Source organism: Nonlabens tegetincola (assembly GCF_002954355.1).
GTDB lineage: Bacteria > Bacteroidota > Bacteroidia > Flavobacteriales > Flavobacteriaceae > Nonlabens > Nonlabens tegetincola.
Genome location: NZ_MQVV01000016.1, coordinates 104,686 through 125,388 on the forward strand (window position 1 = coordinate 104,686; position 20,703 = coordinate 125,388).

The following is a 20,703-nucleotide window of genomic DNA, read 5'->3' on the forward strand; positions in this document are numbered from 1 at the left end:
CTTTTAGCAAATTCATCACACACAAGGATACAGTTTTCCTTATCTTTCCTTATTAGGAACAGTTATTGATTTACTGTAATTCTTTAGACTTCTATGAATTTAAAACATTATAACTACTATCTAGTTAGCCTTGTATTTTTAGGTATCGCTTTCGCGAAAGCGCAGTCACCAACACTGGAATCAAAATCATTAAAATCCGAAATATCACAATCAGTAAATCCATTGCATGCAGATGATGTAATTGCTCAACAAATATGGGTTGACAGTATTTACAATCAGATGACAACTAGGCAAAAAATAGGTCAGTTGTTTATGGTTGATTTGTTTTCTAATAAAGAAAAAGCGCATATCGATAAAGTGCGTAATTTGATTAAGAATCATGAAATAGGCGGAATAATCTTTTCAAAAGGAACGCCACAACTGCAAGCTCCGTTAACCAATGAGTTACAAGCCTTATCCAAAGTACCTCTTATGATAGGTATGGATGCCGAATGGGGACTTGCTATGAGGCTTGAGAATACATTTGCTTATCCATGGAACATGACGTTGGGTGCCAATCCAGGTGATGAATTAACCTACGAAGTGGGTAAACGAATAGGTGAACACTGCAAGCGTTTGGGTGTTCATATCAATTTTGCTCCAGATGTGGATATTAATACCAATCCAGATAATCCTATCATCGGCAACAGAAGTTTTGGTGAGGATAGGGATAATGTTACCAGAAAAGCACTTGCGTTTATGAATGGAATGCAGAGTGTAGGTGTACTTGCAAGTGCTAAACATTTTCCAGGTCACGGTGATACTGATCAAGATAGTCATAAAACCTTGCCTACCGTAAGTTTTGATGCAAAGCGTATTAATGAAATAGAACTGTATCCTTATAAGAGGCTAATTGATAACAATTTAGCTAGCGTAATGGTTGCTCATTTAAATGTTCCTAGCTTGGAAACTAGAGCAGGATATCCAACTAGTTTAAGTGAAAAAGTAGTATCTGGTTTACTGCAAAGGGATTTAGGATTTCAAGGACTCATTTTTACGGATGCACTAAATATGAAAGGAGCAAGCAATTTCAGTTCTCCAGGTGACATAGACCTAGCTGCTTTCAAAGCTGGCAACGATGTGCTGTTAATTTCAGAAAATGTTCCAAAAGCTATTGATAAAATCGAAGAAGCTTTAAAAAATGGTGAGATTACTGAAGATCGTTTAAAACAATCTGTTGTTAAAATATTGCAAGCTAAATATTTAGTTGGTTTGCATCAATACAAACCTATAGAGTTGTCTGGATTGCAAGAGGACCTGATTACGAATCAGGATGTTTTATTGTATGAGAAAACCATTTCAAACTCGGTTACCTTATTAAAAAACACAAGTAATTTACTACCCTTAAAAAACTTAGAGACTAAGAAAATAGCTTATGTTCAAATGGGAGATGATCATGGAGACGCTTTTATAGAGCAACTTAATAAGTATAGTAAAGTAGATCTTGTAAGAGCTGCTCGTCTTGATGAACTCATGAATAAGCTTTCTGGCTATAACACGGTTATAATTGGATTTCATAAATCCAATGATTCACCGTGGAAATCATATAATATTTCTGATAAAGAGTTAACTTGGATGTATGAGATTGCAAGAAAACACGATGTAATCTTGGACGCTTTTGTAAATCCGTACACGTTTAGAAAATTAAAATCTACAACCAATTTTGAATCCATAATAGCTTCTTATCAAAATAGTGAAGTAAGTCAACAGGTAAGTGCTCAAATGATCTTTGGCGCAAGAGATTTTAAGGGTAAGCTACCGGTTACGAGTGGAGAATTCAAAGTAGGTACTGGAATTTATCTTCCTAGTATTGGAAGGTTATCCTATTCAACTATGCCAGAAAGTGCAGGTTTAAGCAGTGCTATGATCGCCAAAATTGATAGCATTGCTAATCATACAATTAATCAACAAGGTGCACCTGGAATGCAGGTCTTGGTAGCTCGCAAGGGTAGGGTTGTGTTTGATACCAGTTATGGATTCCATACTTACGATAAAAGAAGACGTGTAAGTAGTAGTGATAAATATGATATAGCTTCAGTTACCAAAATTGTGGCGACTTTACCTTTGGTGATGGAACTTCAAGAACAAGGCATTATAAGCTTAGATGATACTTTAGGTGAATTACTACCAGCATATAGAAACACCGATAAAGAGAATATTACAATCAAGCAAATGCTGAGTCATTATGCAAGATTAAAACCATGGATTCCATTTTATAGTAACACTTTAGATAGTATTACACAAAAACCTTTAAAACAATTATATAGCAATACTAAAAAAGGTGGCTATTCTTTAATTGTTGCAGATAATTTATATGGAAAATCTGTTTTAAAAGACAGCATTTCAAATAGCATCAGATTATCTAGCTTACGCGAAAAGTTGGAATATAAGTACAGTGATTTTCCTTACTACATCCTAAAGGATTTCATCGAAGGCTATTATAACCAAGATTTAAATGAACTTACTCAGAACCATTTTTATGCCTCTTTGGGTATGGAGAATACAACGTATTTACCAAGGAATAAATTTGATAAATCAGAAATTGTACCTACTGAGAATGACACCGTATTTAGAGATCAACTGGTTCATGGTTTTGTGCACGATCAAGGTGCTGCTATGCAAGGTGGTATTGGCGGACATGCAGGTGTATTCTCTACCTCAAACGACATTGCCAAAATGATGCAAATGTATTTACAAGGAGGCTACTATGGCGGTAAGAGCTATTTCAAAGAAGAGACTATAAATACATTTAATTTCTGTTATTACTGTGATCAAGAGGTTAGGAGAGGAGTCGGTTTTGACAAGCCTCAATTAGATGAAGTAGGCCCAACTTGTGGATGTGTGAGCATGCAAAGTTTTGGTCATAGTGGCTTTACTGGAGCTTACACTTGGGCCGATCCAGAAAACGAAATTGTGTATGTCTTTTTAGCAAATCGTATTCATCCTGATGCGAATAATAAGTTTTTAATTGAGGAAAATATTAGAACTAACATTCAGCAGGTGATTTATGATCACATTATTGAATAAAATATAAATATGAAAATAGCCATAGTTTGTTATCCAACCTTTGGAGGAAGTGGAGTAGTAGCGACCATGTTAGGAACAGCACTTGCAAAACGTGATCACGAAGTACACTTTATTACGTACCATCAACCTGTTCGCTTAGATTTACTGGCTCGTAATATCTATTTTCATGAAGTAAGTGTTGAAGAATATCCCTTATTTCATTATCAACCCTATGATCTAGCATTAAGTAGTAAATTGGTAAATGTGGTGCAAGAATATGGCATAGAATTACTACATGTTCATTATGCCATACCACATGCCTATGCAGGTTATATGGCTCAGCAAATGCTTAAGGAACAAGGAATAGAACTACCAATGGTCACCACGTTACATGGTACTGATATAACCTTAGTAGGAAATCATCCTGTCTATAAGCCTTCTGTTACGTTTAGTATCAATAATAGTAATATAGTAACATCAGTATCAGATAGCTTAAAACAAGACACGCTAGAATTATTTGACATAAGAACTTCAATCGAAGTCGTGCCTAATTTTATTGATATGAGTAGGTATTCTGAGGAATTTAAAGATTGTGACCGCAGCATGATGGCCTTTCCTCAAGAACGTATTATAACTCATTTGAGTAACATGCGACCTGTAAAACGCATACAAGATGTCGTAAGTATTTTTGAAAAAATAAGTAAGGAAATACCTAGTATTTTAATAATGGTCGGTGATGGGCCAGAAAGAGCTGCAGCTGAGGAATATGCTAAAAAACTAGGTTTACAATTAAAAATAAAATGGGTAGGAAATAGTACCGAAATAGACCGTATTCTTTGTTTTACAGATTTATTCTTACTACCATCTGAAAAAGAAAGTTTTGGACTGGCGGCGCTAGAGGCAATGGCCAATAAAACACCGGTAATTTCTTCAAATACCGGTGGATTGCCAGAGGTTAATGAAAATGGTATTACAGGATATACAAGTGATGTAGGTAATGTAGAAGAAATGGCATTAAATGCTATTAAAATATTGAAAGATGATGACACTTTGAGTAATTTTAAAACATCAGCGTATAATAAGGCACAAGAATTTGATATACATAAAATAGTTCCACTATATGAAGAATTGTATCACAAGGCTATTTATAGCAAGCATAATAATGATTAATTTGAACTCTTGCGGTGTTAGCAATGAGTTAAAAGAAAGACGAGAAACCGGATATGAAATACTGTATCAATCACAAATAAGTGACTGTACAGATCAAAAAATTCGAATACTTGATGATGAAGACCAATGGACACAATATGTAGATAGTTTTAGAAATGGCAAATTAGAATCCGTTTCTAATATTGATTTTGACAAAGAATTTATTGCCGTAGTATGTGCTGGTACAAGAAATACGGGTGGTTATCAAATTAAGTCTCCGGTTATTTCTAAAGAAAAAAATACTATGATGTATTATTTTGAAGTAGAAGGACCAGGTAAAGAGGATCTAGTAACTATGGCTATAACACAACCAATGATGGTAATAAGAATACCATATAGCAGTAATAAGGTTATTTGCAGATGGAAGTAACAAGTAAAGTATTCTTCTCAGAATGCTGTATTTCTATTTGACATAATATTTATTATAGTTCAATATGATTATGTATAAATATAGAATTACGATAAATTCATTAAATGCAGTTATTAATACCAAAAGCATCATTAATTACTGAGTTATATGATTATATTGATAAGAATATATTCATAATTAAGGAATCACATAATTAAAGTACAAATAATCATACTGCATTATGAAAATCTCAACAAACCTATTATATATTGAATGATTCTTATTTATACGTAATTTGAGCGTACGCTTTTTTAATTTTTACTTGAATAAATGATAATTATGCATAGCAAACTATGATTTCGTCGATTCTTACAACAGAATTATCTTACAGTTTGTCTAAAATATTAATTGATCCCTTTAAAACTTAATATCGGTATTATGCGCGCATAACATATTGATAACGTGGGAAATGTTAACAAATAAGCCTTAATAAATATTTTAACATATGTTAACAATGAAAGATCTCTAACCTTTTCGTAATTAGTTCGTTAAGCTTTATGCACTACATTTGTACTGGATTAATTATCCAAGTTAAGTTTTGTAAATTATAAAGAAGTTGTTTTGACTAGTGTATAAAGGCCATTTGCTCTCGCAAGTGGCTTTTATCTTTTATATCTTTTTTGGGATAATTTGAAAATTCAGTAATTAGCTTGTACTTCATATATACTACAAATGAAGGCTTTACTAGTTGTTACATTATTCTCTGGGCTTAGTTTTATATTTTATGGATTCAGCTGTTTGTATTCGAAAAAAATGAAAGCAGAGTTCATTAGATTCCGTATACCTCAATATCGCAAAATTACTGGATTACTTCAAATATTAGGTGGATCCAGTCTGGTTATCGGTTACTTGATGTCAGTTTGGTGGTTATCCTTTATAGGAGCGTTAGGACTAGCCGTTTTAATGGCGTTAGGTTTCTTTACCCGACTTAGAATTAAGGACAGCCTACCATTATCAGCTCCTGCTCTACTCTTCTCCTTGTTAAATGCGTTCTTAGCCTTTAAATTTTACACCTATATCTAATACAAGTAAATAAATAGACACAAGGTCAGAAAGAAGGCTGCTGGAAAAGATTTATAAAGCGGATCACCAATTTTTAAATGCATAACTACTGATCCAGTCAATAAGGCAGCCAACCCTAAAGCCGCATAGCTTTCAATTCCACTTACCCATATAGAAGCTATCAATAATAAAGATAATGACACCTTGAGGATACCAACAATATAACATACTTGCACAGGTAATCCATAAACTTTGAATTCCTCAACTAGCGTATCGGCGTCGCCACCTCTCCATTTTGTTTTCTTGTTTCTTTGAACTAACCAAACATTCAATAAACTTACTGCTACAATTATTTTAAGGGCGATAATCACGTACTCCATTTCTAAAACTTTTATTTTTAAAGGTATACGAATGTCTAACAATTTATGTTAATAATTAAACAAAACAATGTTAGCAATTTATTATTTCATGTAAAGGACAAAAAAAACCCTTCTGTTAGAAGGGTTTTTGATTTTCTATCTTTAATTATACTTATAGACCAACTCTGTAAATAAGATCCAAGCCTACAAAAAAGCTACTGTCAAATTCGGCATTTAATCTATTACGATCATCACCACTCACCTGGAAAGTTAGCACCTGTGCTCCTACTTTATCTCCTGTGTTATACACACCATAGTCAGTAGTATCAAAACCTGCTTTAATACGAGCTAAAACTTGGTTTTTAAACAATCCGTAGGAAGCATACAAACCGAATCTAATTGATTCTTCTTGAGCATATAAATCTTGAGAATAACCATTAAGGAAATAAGATTTAACACTTGTCCTTAAATCAGCACCTAGAGCAAATTTCTTACTGAAATAATAGTTAGCCTCCATTTTAATAGGTAATAAAGCGTCTAAAGTAAACTTTCTATTTTTAGTTCTATAATACACACCAACCAATGGCGTAATTATTTGTCCAAATTCTTCGGTACTAGAATACATTCCAAAACGGTAAACTCTTCTGGAGTTTTTCTTCATCTCCATAAAGGCTATAGCGCCAAATTGAAAAGCATTATCTAAATCACCATCAAAATTTGAAGCAAATTTTGGTAGCAACACATAATTACCCGTCCACTTTCTACTATGTTTCATTTTCACCCCTAAATTTAATCTAGTCATCAATAGTCGATCGTCCTCTAATGAATTAAAAATGTTAGGGAAATTTGCTCCTTGTAGACTAAATAAGTTGTCTATTTGAGTATTCTCAACAGTTAGACCAGTAACTAAGGTCGTTTTGGAACTTAATGGTGTAGGATATAAAATTTCTAAATTAACGTTAGAAATATCTGTTTCTTCAAAATCTCCTTCAACATCTTGCATTGAAGTTCTAGCGAGATTTAACCGCACAACATCTAGCGTAGTCTGTGAAAAAGCTACACCAGTCATAAGGAAACATAGTAAAAAGGTAAATTTTCTCATTTGTTTATTAATTAATCGCTCAATGATACTATAAAATTATGAGAAATTTAAGAACACCTAGTAGAAAAGGAGAATATAATAAACCTGTTAATAGGTAAACACACTCATTCTAAGATCGTTTACGCTTTCTTTGTCTTGCCTTTTTCTCGCGATATTTTTTTATCCTTTTAGCTCTTTCGGCGAGTTGAATGCTGTCGTAATTAGCTGGTAAAGCCTCGGTATAAGCTTTCCAGGTGGACTTGCCTTCAAAGTAATCGATAGGAATAGCACTTTCTTGTTCCTCAAGAGTTTCCTGTCTAAAGGCATTTATTAAAATGTCTTCTATATAAAAATCATCTACAACCATATGGGGTTTGTACTCTTCCTTTAATGAAATATCAAAAATCTTTGCCGTGTTATTGAACCAGAATGCACTCCAGCCACTACGTAATCGCTTAATCAGTTCAAATGCAGTGTCGCCTGTCTGTCTGTGAATTAATTTAATAAGGATTTGCCCTTCAGTCCGTGTCAATTTCTTTAATTCGGCAGTGAATTCTTCCTCGATATACTTTTCGACCATTTTTGCATATCGTTTTTTATCCCTAGTATTTTCTAATGTCGCTAGCCTTTTATCCAATTCCTGTAACCTTTCTGCTGCTAGTTTTGCATAGGGCCACACTTTCAAAGTTTTACGTTTTAAGATTAAATACCTTATACGCTCGTATTTGTGGTCAAATTTCAACTTTTGAATAAGCATAATTTGGTCCAGTTCCACAGCACTCACTGAATCACCGTCTATAAAATAATATTCTGGCGAGCTGGTTTTTACACTGTCTACTTTTACCTTAAGTGTATCTGGTAATTGCGCTTTCGCGAAAGCGTACACAAAACAAACCAATAGAATAAAAAGTAATTTTTTCATAGCAGTTACCTCTGTTCAAAAGGCATTCCAAAAATAATAAAGCTGCCACTATAAAAAGTGCTAAGTGCGCAGTATATTCACGTTTTTAAATTTTAATCCATGGCAGAAAAAAGTCTTCTTAATAAAAAATCCCTTGAATTTCTAGAAAATTATCTGAACACAGCCTCGCCTACTGGTTATGAGTGGAATGGTCAACGTGTTTGGATGGATTATTTAAAACCTTATGTAGATGAATTTATAACTGACAATTACGGTACGGCTGTAGGAGTTATAAATCCCGATGCAAAATATAAAGTAGTCATTGAAGGTCATGCAGATGAGATAAGCTGGTACGTTAATTACATCACCGATGATGGACTTATTTACGTAATACGCAATGGTGGTTCTGATCACCAGATTGCTCCTTCTAAAGTGGTAAATATTCATACCAAAAAGGGTATCGTAAAAGGCGTTTTTGGATGGCCAGCTATTCATACTCGTAGTAGAGCCAATGAAAAAGCCCCTAAACCAGATAATATATTTATTGATTGCGGTTGTACTACAAAGGACGAAGTATTAGAACTAGGTGTTGACGTGGGATCAGTAATCACTTACCCAGATGAGTTCTTTGTCTTAAACGGTAACAAATTTGTTTGTCGTGCCCTTGATAATCGTATGGGTGGTTTTATGATTGCCGAAGTAGCTCGTTTACTTAAAGAGAATAATCAGGAACTGGACTTTGGATTGTATGTAACAAATTCTGTTCAAGAAGAAATAGGTTTGCGCGGTGCCGAAATGATTACACAAACCATTAAACCTAATGTTGCCATCGTCACTGATGTTACTCACGATACCACTACTCCAATGATCGACATGAAGAAAAATGGAGATGCTGCTATAGGTAAAGGACCGGTATTAGCCTATGCTCCTGCGATACAAAATAACCTGCGTAATTTGATTATGGATGCTGCAGATGCTGCAGATATTCCCTATCAAAAAAGAGCTACCTCGCGCAGTACAGGAACCGATACTGATGCATTTGCTTATTCTAATGGTGGAGTTCCTAGTGCTTTAATATCGTTGCCATTGAGATACATGCACACCACTGTAGAAATGGTACACCGTGATGATGTTGAAAACGTGATAAAAATGATTTATGAATCACTGTTAAAAATAAATAACAATCACGATTTTAATTACTTCAATAATGGGAATACAGGTCTTTATTAATTAAAACAATAACTAATAATTGGAAAAACAGGTCAAATAACAAATTGACCTGTTTTTTTTGTGCCTCATTTTCTATTTAATGGGTCACTTTATTTATATCTCTTCTTTATTGGTATTTACCTATTATAATATAAGCTATATCTAGTTACTGCTATTGTATGTGTCGATATGTTGCACTACTTTTACTTTATGACCGAAGTGGAAATAGCCGAAGAAAACAAACTTATTGCGCAAGGATATAAAGACTTGCTCAAGATCAGTTATCAAACTCTTACCGATGAGGACAAAAAACTTATTCGTAAGGCTTTTGATATTGCTGTAGAAGCTCATGCACCACAACGTCGTAAATCTGGTGAAGCCTACATCTTCCATCCTATTGCCGTCGCAAAAATTGTAGCCAAAGAAATAGGTCTGGACGCCACAGCAATAGCAGCAGCCTTATTACATGATGTTGTTGAAGATACAGAATACTCTCTCAATGACATAGAGCGTCTTTTTAATCCTACGATCGCTCGTATTGTTGATGGTCTTACTAAAATCGCGCATCTTAAAAAGGATGGTGATATTTCTACACAAGCAGAGAATTTTAGAAAAATGCTGCTTACCCTTAACGAGGATGTACGTGTAATCATTATTAAGATTGCAGACCGTTTGCACAACATGCAAACAATGGACAGCATGCCTGATTATAAACAGGTTAAAATAGCGTCTGAAACGCTGTATATCTATGCTCCTATTGCTCATCGTTTAGGTCTTTACAACATTAAAACGGAACTTGAAGACCTAGGTCTTAAATACACTGAACCTGAGGTGTATAGCGATATACAAAACTCAATTAAGGAAAGTAAAGAAGAACAAGATCGTTATATAAAGGAATTTAGTGATATTATTGACGACAGTCTTAATAAAGAAGGCCTTGAATATACCATATACGGTAGGCATAAATCAGTCTTTAGTATACGTAGAAAAATGCTTAAACAAGGTGTTTCCTTTGACGAGGTCTACGATAAATTTGCAATACGAATTGTTTTTAGAAGTGATCGTGCAAATGAAAAGTTTCTGGCTTGGAAAGTATACTCAGTAGTAACAGATCATTTTAGACCCAATCCTGTAAGGCTAAGAGACTGGATAAGCTCTCCTAAATCTACAGGTTATGAAGCGTTGCACATCACGGTGATGGGCCCAGATGGCAAATGGGTAGAAGTTCAAATAAGATCAGAGCGCATGCATGAAGTAGCTGAAAAAGGTTACGCAGCGCATTATAAATACAAGCAAGGTAACCAAGAAGACGGACTCGAGGAATGGCTGAATCGTTTACAAGACGCTCTTGAAAACCCAGAGGTGAACGCAGTTGATTTTGTTGAACAATTTAAACTCAACTTATACAGTAAGGAGATATTTGTATTTACGCCAAAAGGTGATTTAAAATCATTACCTAAAGGCTCTACTCCATTAGACTTTGCCTTTGCCATTCACACAGAAGTAGGTATGCGCACTCGTGGCGCGCGAGTAAACGGTAAATTAGTACCGCTATCTCACGAATTAAAAAGTGGTGATCAGGTGGATATTATCACCTCAGAAAACCAGAAACCTACTAAAAACTGGTTGGACTATGCAACAACGGCACGTGCTCGTTCCAAAATTAAAAGTGCTTTAAAAGAAGATCAAACACTAATTGCCGATGAAGGAAAAGTAGTGCTTGCGCGAAAACTGAAGTCCCAAAAAATCAACTTGGATAATAACGTGGTCAATGAAATGGTGAACTTTTTTAAGTTAAAAACCAGTCAAGACCTATTTTACCGAGTAGGAACAGGGGTCATAGACAACAAAGCCATTAAAGAATACGCTAGTAGTCGTAGTAACGCTTTATACAGTTTTATAAAAAACAAAATCCGTAAGCCTAAGTCTAATCCGGATTTGGATAAACAAGAAGTTACCGAAAATTACGACGACATAGTATTTGGTAAAGAACAAGTTCAATTAGATTACACATTATCTAAATGCTGTAATCCAATTCCAGGAGATTCCGTTTTTGGATTTACAACAGTAAGCGAAGGTATTAAGGTTCATAAAAACAATTGTCCTAATGCTATTAGTTTACAGAGTAAATTTGCATATCGTATAATAAGTGCAAAATGGATTGATTCTACTCAACGTGAGCACAAGGCAGATCTTATACTCACAGGAATAGATAGACTGGGATTGGTTCAAGAAGTGACACAAGTCATTTCAGAATTTATGAGCGTAAATATCAAAAGTATCAGCTTCAGTAGTGATGATGGTATTTTTAAAGGTGAGATTACAGTAGTAGTGACTAATAAAAAGATTTTACAAACGTTGATGCAAAATCTGAATAAAATAAACGGAATAGACAAAGTAACGAGATCGTAATAATGAGTGAAATTATTAACAATTTGGAAAAGGAGCAGGAAATCGTGAAGAATGTTTTCACTCAATTTCTTAGTGATAACAAACACAGGAAAACACCTGAACGTTTTGCCATCCTGGCTGAAATTTATGCCAGTGATGAGCATTTTGATGTAGAGTCATTATATATTAAAATGAAGGAACAAAACTATCGCGTAAGTCGCGCCACGCTTTATAATACGATAGATTTACTTATGGAATGTAAATTGGTGCGCAGGCATCAATTTGGTCAAAATCAGTCCTATTATGAGAAATCATATTTTGACAAGCAACACGATCATTTAATACTTCAAGACACCAATGAAGTTATTGAATTTTGTGACCCTAGAATTGAGTCAATAAAAAAGACAATTGAAGAGGTTTTTGATGTCCAAATAACCAATCATTCTTTATACTTTTACGGCGTTAAAAATTCAACGGAAAACAATCAATAATGGCAGTAGATTTATTGCTCGGTTTGCAATGGGGCGACGAGGGAAAAGGTAAAATAGTAGACGTTTTAACTTCTAACTACGATATCATTGCAAGATTTCAAGGAGGACCTAATGCTGGTCACACTTTAGAGTTTGATGGTATCAAACACGTATTAAGAACAATCCCTAGTGGTATCTTTCACGACAAAGCTATCAACGTGATAGGAAATGGTGTAGTAATTGATCCTGTAGTTCTAGCACAAGAATTAGACGGTCTTAAACAATTCAACATCAATTATGTTGAACGATTAATAATTTCTAGGAAGGCGCATATCATTTGTCCAACTCACAGACTACTAGATGCAGCAAGTGAAGCGGCAAAAGGTAAAGCAAAAATAGGTTCGACCCTTAAAGGAATTGGTCCTACTTATATGGATAAAACAGGTAGAAATGGTATCCGTGTAGGTGATATAGAATTGGACAATTGGAAGGAGAAATACCGTGCCCTTGCAGATAAGCATGAAGATCTTATTGGTTTCCATAATGTTGATATACAATACGACCTTAAAGAATTAGAAGAAGAATTCTTCACCGCTATAGAACGTTTAAAGGAATTGACATTCATTGATTCTGAAGAATACCTACATCAAGCACAAAAACAAGGGAAATCAATCCTTGCTGAAGGTGCTCAAGGTAGTTTGTTAGATATTGACTTTGGAACGTACCCTTTTGTAACGTCTTCAAACACCACTGCAGCCGGAGCTTGTACAGGTTTAGGTGTTGCTCCTAACAGAATAGGTGAAGTGTTTGGTATTTTTAAAGCGTATACAACACGAGTAGGTAGCGGTCCATTCCCTACTGAACTTTTTGATGAAACAGGAGAAAAAATGGCTAAGGTAGGTCATGAATTTGGTGCCGTAACAGGAAGACCGAGACGTTGTGGTTGGTTAGACCTAGTTGCATTAAAATATGCCTGTCAAGTTAATGGGGTAACTCAACTTATGATGATGAAAGGAGATGTCCTTTCAGGTTTTGACGCTTTACAAGTTTGTACGGCTTATAAGTATAAAGGAGAAACCATAGAGCACTTGCCTTACAATATAGAAGCGGAAAACATCACTCCAATTTATAGTGAATTTGCCTGTTGGGAAGAAGATCTTACACAAATGACATCGGTAGATCAGTTCCCTAAAGAGCTCAATGAATACATTGAGTTTTTAGAAAAGGAACTAGAAATTCCTATTAAAATAGTAAGTGTAGGTCCAGATCGTAAACAGACCATACACAGATAAACATAAAGCTGGTTTCATTTTTGAACCGGCTTTTTTTAAATAAGTTTATTTTGAAAAAATATCTTAATACAATGCTCAAAGGTGTACTCATGGGTACTGCCGATGTCGTACCAGGTGTTTCTGGTGGAACGATAGCATTTATAACAGGAATTTACGAGGAACTTATAGCCACTATTGATGGGTTGAGTTTTCAGGCTATTAAAGACATAAAACTTATTGGTTTTGGTGGTGTAATTAGAAAGTACAACTTAAAATTCTTACTTAGTTTAATATTAGGAATTGGAATAGCAGTTGTAAGCCTGTCAAAGCTCATTAGTTATCTTCTTGAAACCTATCCAGTTCTAGTATGGGCATTCTTCTTTGGTTTAGTGGTAGCGAGTATACTATACATAGCCAGACAAATCAAAAGATGGAACGGCACTGCCCTGCTTGCCATAATAATAGGAACAGCAATATCGTATTACATTACAATTGCAGAACCTATAGGATCACCAGATACCTGGTGGTACATTATTTTTTCAGGATTCATAGCAATAATAGCTATGATACTTCCGGGTGTTTCGGGCGCTTTTTTATTACTCCTTTTAGGAAGTTATAAAGTAATTATAGGCAGTATATCTGGTCTAGTTGAAGCCTTGTCACAAGGAGATTGGTCTTTAGTCGGTAAATACTTGACTAACTTGATGTTATTTGCCCTTGGTTGTATCGTTGGTTTAAAGATTTTTTCAAGAATTTTAACCTGGTTATTCAAGAATAAAGAAAATACAACACTGGCTTTGCTTACAGGTTTTATGATTGGTTCTCTCAACAAATTATGGCCATGGAAGAAAGTTATAAGCACACGAGTGAATAGTCACGGTGAGGAAGTTCCTTTTTTGGAAAAAAGTATTTTACCCCAATACTTTGATGGAGAACCTAAAATACTGTTAGTTTTTATTCTTGCCTTGCTAGGTTTTGCACTTATTTTTATCTTAGAAAAATGGGCTGCTAAAAAACAATAACACGTGCGTCAACCTACTCGTAGTTTTACCGATAAGTTATTACTTATACTCAAGGGTATCGCTATGGGAACTGCAAACAAAGTTCCCGGCGTGAGCGGCGGTGTTGTGGCCTACGTTACTGGTTTCTATGAAGAATTTATTTACAGCCTTCAAAAACTCAATCTCAAAGCACTTAAGTTACTTTTTAACGGTAGATTCAGGTCTTTCTTTCATTATGTAAACGGTAGGTTTTTAAGCCTATTACTCCTGGGTGAAGCTATAAGCTACTTTACTGTTTCTATAGGGTTTGATGTATTACTAGAATATTACCCTATTCTTATTTGGGCTTTATTTTTTGGGATGATATTAGGTTCCATTTATTATATCGCCCGTAATTACAACAGTTGGACTCGACAAAATATCATCATTTTAATGATAGGTATAGCCATAGGTGTGGGAACATCATTACTCGATCCTGCTACACAAAACACCAATTTGTTTTTTGTTTTCTTTTGTGGGATGGTAAGTATTTGCGGTATGACCTTACCTGGATTGAGTGGTAGCTTCATCCTTATTCTTCTAGGTAATTACGTTCTTTTACTGGTGGATAGTATTAATGCTTTATTCAACACCATGGTAGCAATCGCAAGATGGGATTTCTCATGGTGGAACGACAGTGTTCATATGGATTTGTTGCTAATCTTGGTAGTCTTTGTTGCTGGTTCTATTTTTGGTTTGGTAAGTTTATCTCATCTATTGGGATGGACGATGAAAAACTTTCGTAATCAGACTAACGCTATGATTATAGGATTTATAACAGGATCCTTAGGAGTTGTATGGCCTTGGAAACAAGCCATTTATCAACGCACAGTTACAGGTGAAATTTCTTTAGATGCTAGTGGTAATGAGATTTTAGTAGATTACAACAGGTACTGGCCCGATCTTGCAACTGCTCAAACATGGATAGCAATTGCTATGATTTTAATAGGATATTTAATTGTGTATTTACTTAGTCGATATGGAAATAAAACAAATCCCGCGTAGCATTTTTGGATTAATCGGTAAGCGATTAGATTACAGTTTTTCTAGATCCTATTTTACAGAAAAATTTGAATCATTAGGCTTACAAGATCATGAGTATAGAAATTTTGAAATTCCTGATGCTAGTGAATTAGTTCGCTTTCGCGAAAGCGTAACCTATGACCTACAAACACGCACCACAGCTGGTAAATCTGAAATTATACGTGGTTTGAATGTAACCATACCTTACAAACAAGATATTATGGATATTCTGGACGAGATAAGTCCAGAGGCGAGAGATATAGGTGCTGTTAATACTATAGCTATTGAAGATAACAGGTGGACCGGTTATAATACGGATGCCTACGGATTTGGCAAGGGCTTATCCCCTTTTTTACCCATCAAAAAGAATGCGCTTATATTAGGTACTGGCGGTGCTTCAAAGGCTGTTGCCTATACGCTAGAATCTATGCAAATTCCTTATTTATTTGTTTCCAGAAATCCTAAGGATGAATTTACGATAGACTATAAATCCGTTTCACCTCAAGTGATGAAAATGGTTGGGTTAATTATCAATACCACTCCGCTAGGCACTCATCCAGATATCGAAGTTGCTCCTGAAATTCCTTATGATCAGGTAACAGGTCAACATGTTTTTTATGATTTAGTTTATAATCCACCACAAACTCTTTTTATGAAAAAGGCAAGTGCTCACGGCGCACAGGTCATTAACGGAAAACAAATGCTAGTACATCAGGCTGAAAAAGCTTGGGAAATATGGAATAAGTAAGGCATCATAACGTTGTAATTGCATATCATTCTGATTATCTTGCCCACCTATTTTTTAAATGAAAAAAATGAACAAGAACGACAACCTGCCACAAGCAGATGGACAAAATGATGCAAAGCATCTATCCGACGAGACTAATGCGATTGAAAATGCCTTTATCGCAGAACAAAAAAAGGCCGAAGAATCTGAAAAGGAGCACATCGAGGTGGAACCTGTTAAAGAAACTACGACAGTTGAAGGCACCAACAAAGCTTCTCAAAAAGCAGAAGACCATTCTACTACTCATGAAGACACCATGGTGGAAGAAAGTGAAGCTGTACAAAATGCTACTGATCCTATCATCGATGAAAATGAAGAAGCCGATAAGGATGAAAATCAGGATAATACGGTAGAAATCCCTGAAAAGGAATACGAGACCATGAATCAAAAGGAACTTATTGATGAGCTGCGTCAACTGATGCAAGAATATCCCATCAATAGTTTTAGAGATCAGGCAGAAAAAATTAAAAAGAACTTTGAAAAGCGTGATGCTGAGATACACGAGAAAGAAAAGGCAAAGTTTGAAAAAGAGAATCCACCTTCTGACGATCCACTAGCACCACAGTTTGAATACAATAACGAGCTTACTAAGGTATTTAACGATTTACACCGTACATATCGTAAGGAAAAAGGAGAATTTCAAAGAAAACGTCGTGCACAGCAAGAAGCTAATCTTGTAAAACGTCGTGAGATTATTGAAGGAATTAAAACCTTGATTACCGAAGAGGAAAACATTGGTACCACTTTCAAAAAGTTTCATGATTTACAAGAAAACTGGCGTTCTACAGGTCCTATTCCGCATGATGCTTACAACATCACTTGGGAAGATTATAGACTTGCTACCCAAAACTTTTATGACTACATAGACCTGTCTAAAGAATTACGTGATAAAGACTTTGAACGTAACCTTGAACTACGTCATAAAATAATAGCTCGCGCTGAAGAATTAGGACAAGAAGACAATATTCACAAAGCGCTACGTGAACTTCAGGAATTACACCGCATGTGGAAAGAAGATGTAGGTCCAGTAGCTCAAGAACACAGAGACCCTACTTGGGAATCATTTAAAGCAGCTACAAAAGTAATTCATGACAAACGTCAAGAATTTTATAAAGAGCGTGATAAACAACAAGAACACAATAAGATGGTGAAGGAAAACATCATCGCCGAGGTTCAAAAAATAACTGAAACAGGTGCTAAATCTCATAAAGAATGGCAAGACCGTTTAAAAGAGATTGACGTACTCAAGGAGTTATTCAAAAATACAGGAGCAGCCCCTAAAGATGTGAATAATGATTTATGGGATCAATATAGATCGGTAACTAGGGAATTCAATAGAGCCAAAAACAACTTTTATAAAGAGCTTAAAGACGAGCAAAATGAGAATCTTAAAAAGAAAATGGATCTCATCGCTATTGCCGAAGAACATCAAAACTCTGAAGATTTCGCTGGAAGCCTACAGGTTATGAAGCGTATTCAGGCAGACTGGAAAAAAATAGGTCACGTACCTCGAAAAGATAGTGACAAGATTTGGAAACGTTTTCAAAAGGCTTGTAACGCTTTCTTTGATAAAAAGAATGCTCAAAAAGAAGCTGCTACTGTAGAAGAGAAAGAAAATTACGAAGCAAAGCTTAAGATTTATGATGCTTTAAAGGAAATGTTGCCACAGGATGATAAAGAGGCTATGCAGTCGGATATTCAATCTTTCATGGATCAATGGTCTGCGATAGGACGCGTGCCTTACTCAAAACGTTTTATTCAAGATAAGTTTGAGAAACTCGTTAAAGCTAAATTTAAAGCAGCTGGTTTAAGTGAGGTAGATGCAGAAATGCTAAAATATCAAAACAAATTGAGCTCGTTAGAAAATGGTAATGAAAGAGACTTTAAAAACGAGCGTTTTTACTTGAGAAAACGTCAGGATGAGATAAAAAAGGAAATTTTACAACTGCAAAATAACCTTCAGTTTTTTAATTCTAAGGATGACAAAAATCCATTGATACTAGCACAAAAGAAAAATATAGCAGATTTACAGAAAGAGCTAGACGTGGTAAAAGAAAAACAAAAGCAGGTTAATATACTTGAACGTCAATTGGCTCAACAAGAAGAAGTAACCACTGAGGTTACATCGGAAGAATAAGCAGATTAAACTTCTCTTAATTCTAAAAAAAGCCTTGAACAATCGTTCAAGGCTTTTTTATGGGAGAAATATCCGATTAACCTACACCCTATTCATCTTTCTATACCCTTAAACATTTAAAGGAAATATAAAGCTGAAATATAAATAAAATTAAGTCCGTAACTTGGGCCTTAATATGATGACGTTTATCGTAATTCTTACAGTTTCTGCAGCTTTAATTCTTGGAGCCGTTTGGGGTATTTATGGTTCATTATCTAAAAAAATAGAAGGTTTTTTAGTCGCTTTGGCTGGTGGAGCTTTATTAGTTTCAGCAATCTTGGAATTAATTCATCCTTCATTGAAGAACGATTCTGTTGGGATCACGTTGCTCTGTGTATTTTTGGGCGCTACTATTTTCACAGGTTTGGACTATTTAATCAAAAATAAATGGGGATCTAATAGCGGTGCCGGTTTACTGGCTGCCATTACTTTAGATGGCATACCAGAAAACCTAGCTTTAGGAGTTGCTTTGATAAGTGCCAGCCCATTATCTGTGGCAGCGCTTTCTGGTTCCATCCTAATATCAAATTTACCCGAAGCAGCTGGTGGTGCTAAGGAGATGGCTGAAAACAACTCTTCCAAACGGAAAATATTAATAATATGGATCGCTACCGCCATAATCTTATCTGTGGCAGCTTTAATAGGTCATTTCCTATTGGATGATGTTCCAAAGAGTTATTTAAACTACATAAAATGTTTTGCTGGCGGTGCAGTTGTAGCTTCCCTGGCGATAGAAGTATTTCCAAAGGCTTTTAAGGAGAATAAATACTGGAGTGGAGTAGCTACTGCTATAGGTCTTATTCTAGCTCTATACTTAAATACTTTAGGAGAATAGTAAGAAACCTTGTTTGTCAAATTTCTACCTTGCCATAAAAAAGATGACTCCATATCCTAAATCATTTTCCCATATAGGGATTACAGTACCCGATATTCATAAAGCAGTTGAATTTTACTCAGAAATAATGGGCTGGTATGTAATTATGCCACCATCAACAGTGAAAAAAGAGACTGACACGGCCATTGGTCAAATGTGTATTGATGTGTTTGGTGAAGATTGGGAAAGTTTTGAAATCGCTCATTTATCTACATCTGACGGAATAGGAATTGAACTCTTTGCATTCCCTTTTGGTCAAAAAGAAGCACCAGAATTTAATCCTTTCAATACAGGATTATTTCATTTTTGTGTTCAAGATCCTGAGATTGAAAAATTAACTGAGCGTCTTGTGGATGCTGGAGGAAAACAACGTATGCCTATACGAGAATATTATCCTAATGAAAAACCGTATAAAATGGTTTATGTTGAGGATCCATTTGGAATTGTGTTTGAAATTTACACACATAGTTACGAACTCACCTATTCCTCTGGAGCTTATCAAAATGAGGATTAACCCCTTTTAAGACATTAGTTATAACGCCCAACAAAGTACCTTCATTTGGAATTTGTGGAATTTTAAACTGAACAAGTTTCGCAAATTCCTTGAAGTAGCACATCAGTCTTGTGTATAGTTCGACCTGAGATTTTAGGAATATTTACCGAGGCTTCTTCTAGACAATCTACTTTACCACAATTCGTACATTGAAAATGAGGATGATCATGCACGTGTGAATCCTTATTACAATCCTGGCAAATAGCGTAACGCTTGATCCCATCACGGTCTAAAAAAGAATGTACTAAGCCATCATCCTCTAGCCTTTCTAATGCACGATATACCGTAGTTTTGTTTACTTTTTCTTTTAAGCGATCAACTAATTCTACAGCTGCAATAGCTTGATTACTTTTCTTAAATTGATCAAGCAACAGTCCAATTGTCGATGTCTTTCGTTGTATGCCCATAATGCAAAATTATACTTTCATAGAGTTACTACCAACTTTACTTCTTACTTTTGCAACTGTGTTGCATTAAAATAAAAAAATGAAAGTAAACTTATTAAAACCTGATGTATATGGAGCTACAGCAAGCATTATGTGTATCATACACTGTGTCGCAACTCCTATTCTTTTTATCGCACATGCGCACACTCATGGCACGATTGATAATCATAATCACGCCGCAGCACCTATCTGGTGGGATTATCTTGATTTTATATTTCTGTTTGTTTCCTTTATAGCTATCAAGCAAACCCTACAAAAAAGTTCTAGAAACTGGATGAAGTACGTTTTATGGTCAACTTATAGTTTACTGTTTCTCTTAATTGTTAATGAGAAAATAGAAATTATAGCCTTGGCAGAATCTGTTACTTATGGCGTTGCTATTGTGCTTGCAGGTTTACACCTATTTCATTTAAAGTATTGTCAATGTAATGATGAACAATGCTGCCTTCATTAATAA

At 35.2% G+C, this 20,703-nt stretch carries 19 protein-coding genes; 15 read left to right on the forward strand and 4 right to left on the reverse strand.

The genetic code is table 11. The annotated features are described in order from the left end of the window. The first annotated feature begins 93 nt into the window (after positions 1-93). The 4 genes from BST93_RS09835 (at position 94) to BST93_RS09850 (ending at position 5,686) form a co-directional block, all read left to right on the forward strand. Complete coding sequence (locus BST93_RS09835) at positions 94-3,066, forward strand: serine hydrolase domain-containing protein (protein WP_105019035.1); 2,973 nt, start codon at positions 94-96, stop codon at positions 3,064-3,066. 9 nt (positions 3,067-3,075) lie between these two features. Next, entirely contained in the window at positions 3,076-4,215 is a 1,140-nt protein-coding gene (bshA, locus tag BST93_RS09840) for an N-acetyl-alpha-D-glucosaminyl L-malate synthase BshA (RefSeq protein WP_105019036.1), read from the forward strand. A 1-nt stretch (position 4,216) separates the two neighbouring features. Continuing rightward, positions 4,217-4,624, forward strand: coding sequence for a protease complex subunit PrcB family protein (locus BST93_RS09845; protein ID WP_181072602.1), 408 nt, complete (start codon positions 4,217-4,219; stop codon positions 4,622-4,624). A gap of 711 nt (positions 4,625-5,335) precedes the next feature. Further along, a complete protein-coding gene (locus BST93_RS09850) occupies positions 5,336-5,686 on the forward strand; it encodes a DoxX family protein (RefSeq protein WP_105019038.1) in 351 nt (116 codons plus the stop codon). On the opposite strand, the gene BST93_RS09855 is transcribed toward BST93_RS09850, so the two are convergent. The 3 genes from BST93_RS09855 to BST93_RS09865 all read right to left on the reverse strand — a co-directional run bounded on the left by BST93_RS09855 (position 5,683) and on the right by BST93_RS09865 (position 8,027). Continuing rightward, positions 5,683-6,045: a DoxX family protein gene (locus BST93_RS09855; RefSeq protein ID WP_105019276.1), complete on the reverse strand. Its 363-nt coding sequence runs from the start codon at positions 6,043-6,045 to the stop codon at positions 5,683-5,685. The genes BST93_RS09850 and BST93_RS09855 overlap by 4 nt on opposite strands. Positions 6,046-6,196: 151 nt before the next feature. Next, positions 6,197-7,126 carry a DUF6268 family outer membrane beta-barrel protein gene (locus tag BST93_RS09860; RefSeq protein ID WP_105019039.1) on the reverse strand — a complete coding sequence of 310 codons (930 nt, stop codon included), beginning with the start codon at positions 7,124-7,126 and terminating at the stop codon, positions 6,197-6,199. Positions 7,127-7,235: 109 nt separating this feature from the next. Next, positions 7,236-8,027: a DUF4294 domain-containing protein gene (locus tag BST93_RS09865; RefSeq protein ID WP_105019040.1), complete on the reverse strand. Its 792-nt coding sequence runs from the start codon at positions 8,025-8,027 to the stop codon at positions 7,236-7,238. A 99-nt stretch (positions 8,028-8,126) separates the two neighbouring features. On the opposite strand from BST93_RS09865, the gene BST93_RS09870 reads away from it, so the two are divergent. The 10 genes from BST93_RS09870 (at position 8,127) to BST93_RS09915 (ending at position 19,761) form a co-directional block, all read left to right on the forward strand. Continuing rightward, positions 8,127-9,236 (forward strand): M42 family metallopeptidase, encoded by a 1,110-nt coding sequence (locus BST93_RS09870; protein WP_042280239.1) that lies wholly within the window; start codon positions 8,127-8,129, stop codon positions 9,234-9,236. A gap of 189 nt (positions 9,237-9,425) precedes the next feature. Further along, positions 9,426-11,627 carry a RelA/SpoT family protein gene (locus BST93_RS09875; RefSeq protein ID WP_105019041.1) on the forward strand — a complete coding sequence of 734 codons (2,202 nt, stop codon included), beginning with the start codon at positions 9,426-9,428 and terminating at the stop codon, positions 11,625-11,627. A gap of 2 nt (positions 11,628-11,629) precedes the next feature. Next, complete coding sequence (locus BST93_RS09880) at positions 11,630-12,097, forward strand: Fur family transcriptional regulator (protein ID WP_042280240.1); 468 nt, start codon at positions 11,630-11,632, stop codon at positions 12,095-12,097. Then, complete coding sequence (locus BST93_RS09885) at positions 12,097-13,368, forward strand: adenylosuccinate synthase (RefSeq protein WP_105019042.1); 1,272 nt, start codon at positions 12,097-12,099, stop codon at positions 13,366-13,368. Before BST93_RS09880 ends, BST93_RS09885 begins: the two co-directional genes overlap by 1 nt. A 50-nt stretch (positions 13,369-13,418) precedes the next feature. Further along, positions 13,419-14,369, forward strand: coding sequence for a DUF368 domain-containing protein (locus BST93_RS09890; protein ID WP_308736870.1), 951 nt, complete (start codon positions 13,419-13,421; stop codon positions 14,367-14,369). A gap of 3 nt (positions 14,370-14,372) precedes the next feature. Next, a complete protein-coding gene (locus BST93_RS09895) occupies positions 14,373-15,392 on the forward strand; it encodes a DUF368 domain-containing protein (protein ID WP_105019044.1) in 1,020 nt (339 codons plus the stop codon). Next, positions 15,367-16,158: a shikimate dehydrogenase family protein gene (locus BST93_RS09900; protein ID WP_105019045.1), complete on the forward strand. Its 792-nt coding sequence runs from the start codon at positions 15,367-15,369 to the stop codon at positions 16,156-16,158. The genes BST93_RS09895 and BST93_RS09900 overlap by 26 nt, the downstream gene beginning before the upstream one ends. Positions 16,159-16,225: 67 nt before the next feature. Next, complete coding sequence (locus BST93_RS09905) at positions 16,226-18,334, forward strand: DUF349 domain-containing protein (RefSeq protein WP_105019277.1); 2,109 nt, start codon at positions 16,226-16,228, stop codon at positions 18,332-18,334. Between the two features lie 175 nt (positions 18,335-18,509). After that, positions 18,510-19,208 carry a ZIP family metal transporter gene (locus BST93_RS09910; RefSeq protein WP_105019046.1) on the forward strand — a complete coding sequence of 233 codons (699 nt, stop codon included), beginning with the start codon at positions 18,510-18,512 and terminating at the stop codon, positions 19,206-19,208. Between the two features lie 43 nt (positions 19,209-19,251). Then, a complete protein-coding gene (locus BST93_RS09915; protein ID WP_105019047.1) occupies positions 19,252-19,761 on the forward strand; it encodes a lactoylglutathione lyase family protein in 510 nt (169 codons plus the stop codon). A gap of 62 nt (positions 19,762-19,823) precedes the next feature. On the opposite strand, the gene BST93_RS09920 is transcribed toward BST93_RS09915, so the two are convergent. Then, positions 19,824-20,207 carry a Fur family transcriptional regulator gene (locus BST93_RS09920; protein WP_105019048.1) on the reverse strand — a complete coding sequence of 128 codons (384 nt, stop codon included), beginning with the start codon at positions 20,205-20,207 and terminating at the stop codon, positions 19,824-19,826. Positions 20,208-20,286: 79 nt separating this feature from the next. On the opposite strand from BST93_RS09920, the gene BST93_RS09925 reads away from it, so the two are divergent. Then, on the forward strand, positions 20,287-20,700 hold the full coding sequence (locus BST93_RS09925; protein WP_105019049.1) for a MerC domain-containing protein: 414 nt from the start codon (positions 20,287-20,289) through the stop codon (positions 20,698-20,700). Positions 20,701-20,703: the final 3 nt, after the last annotated feature.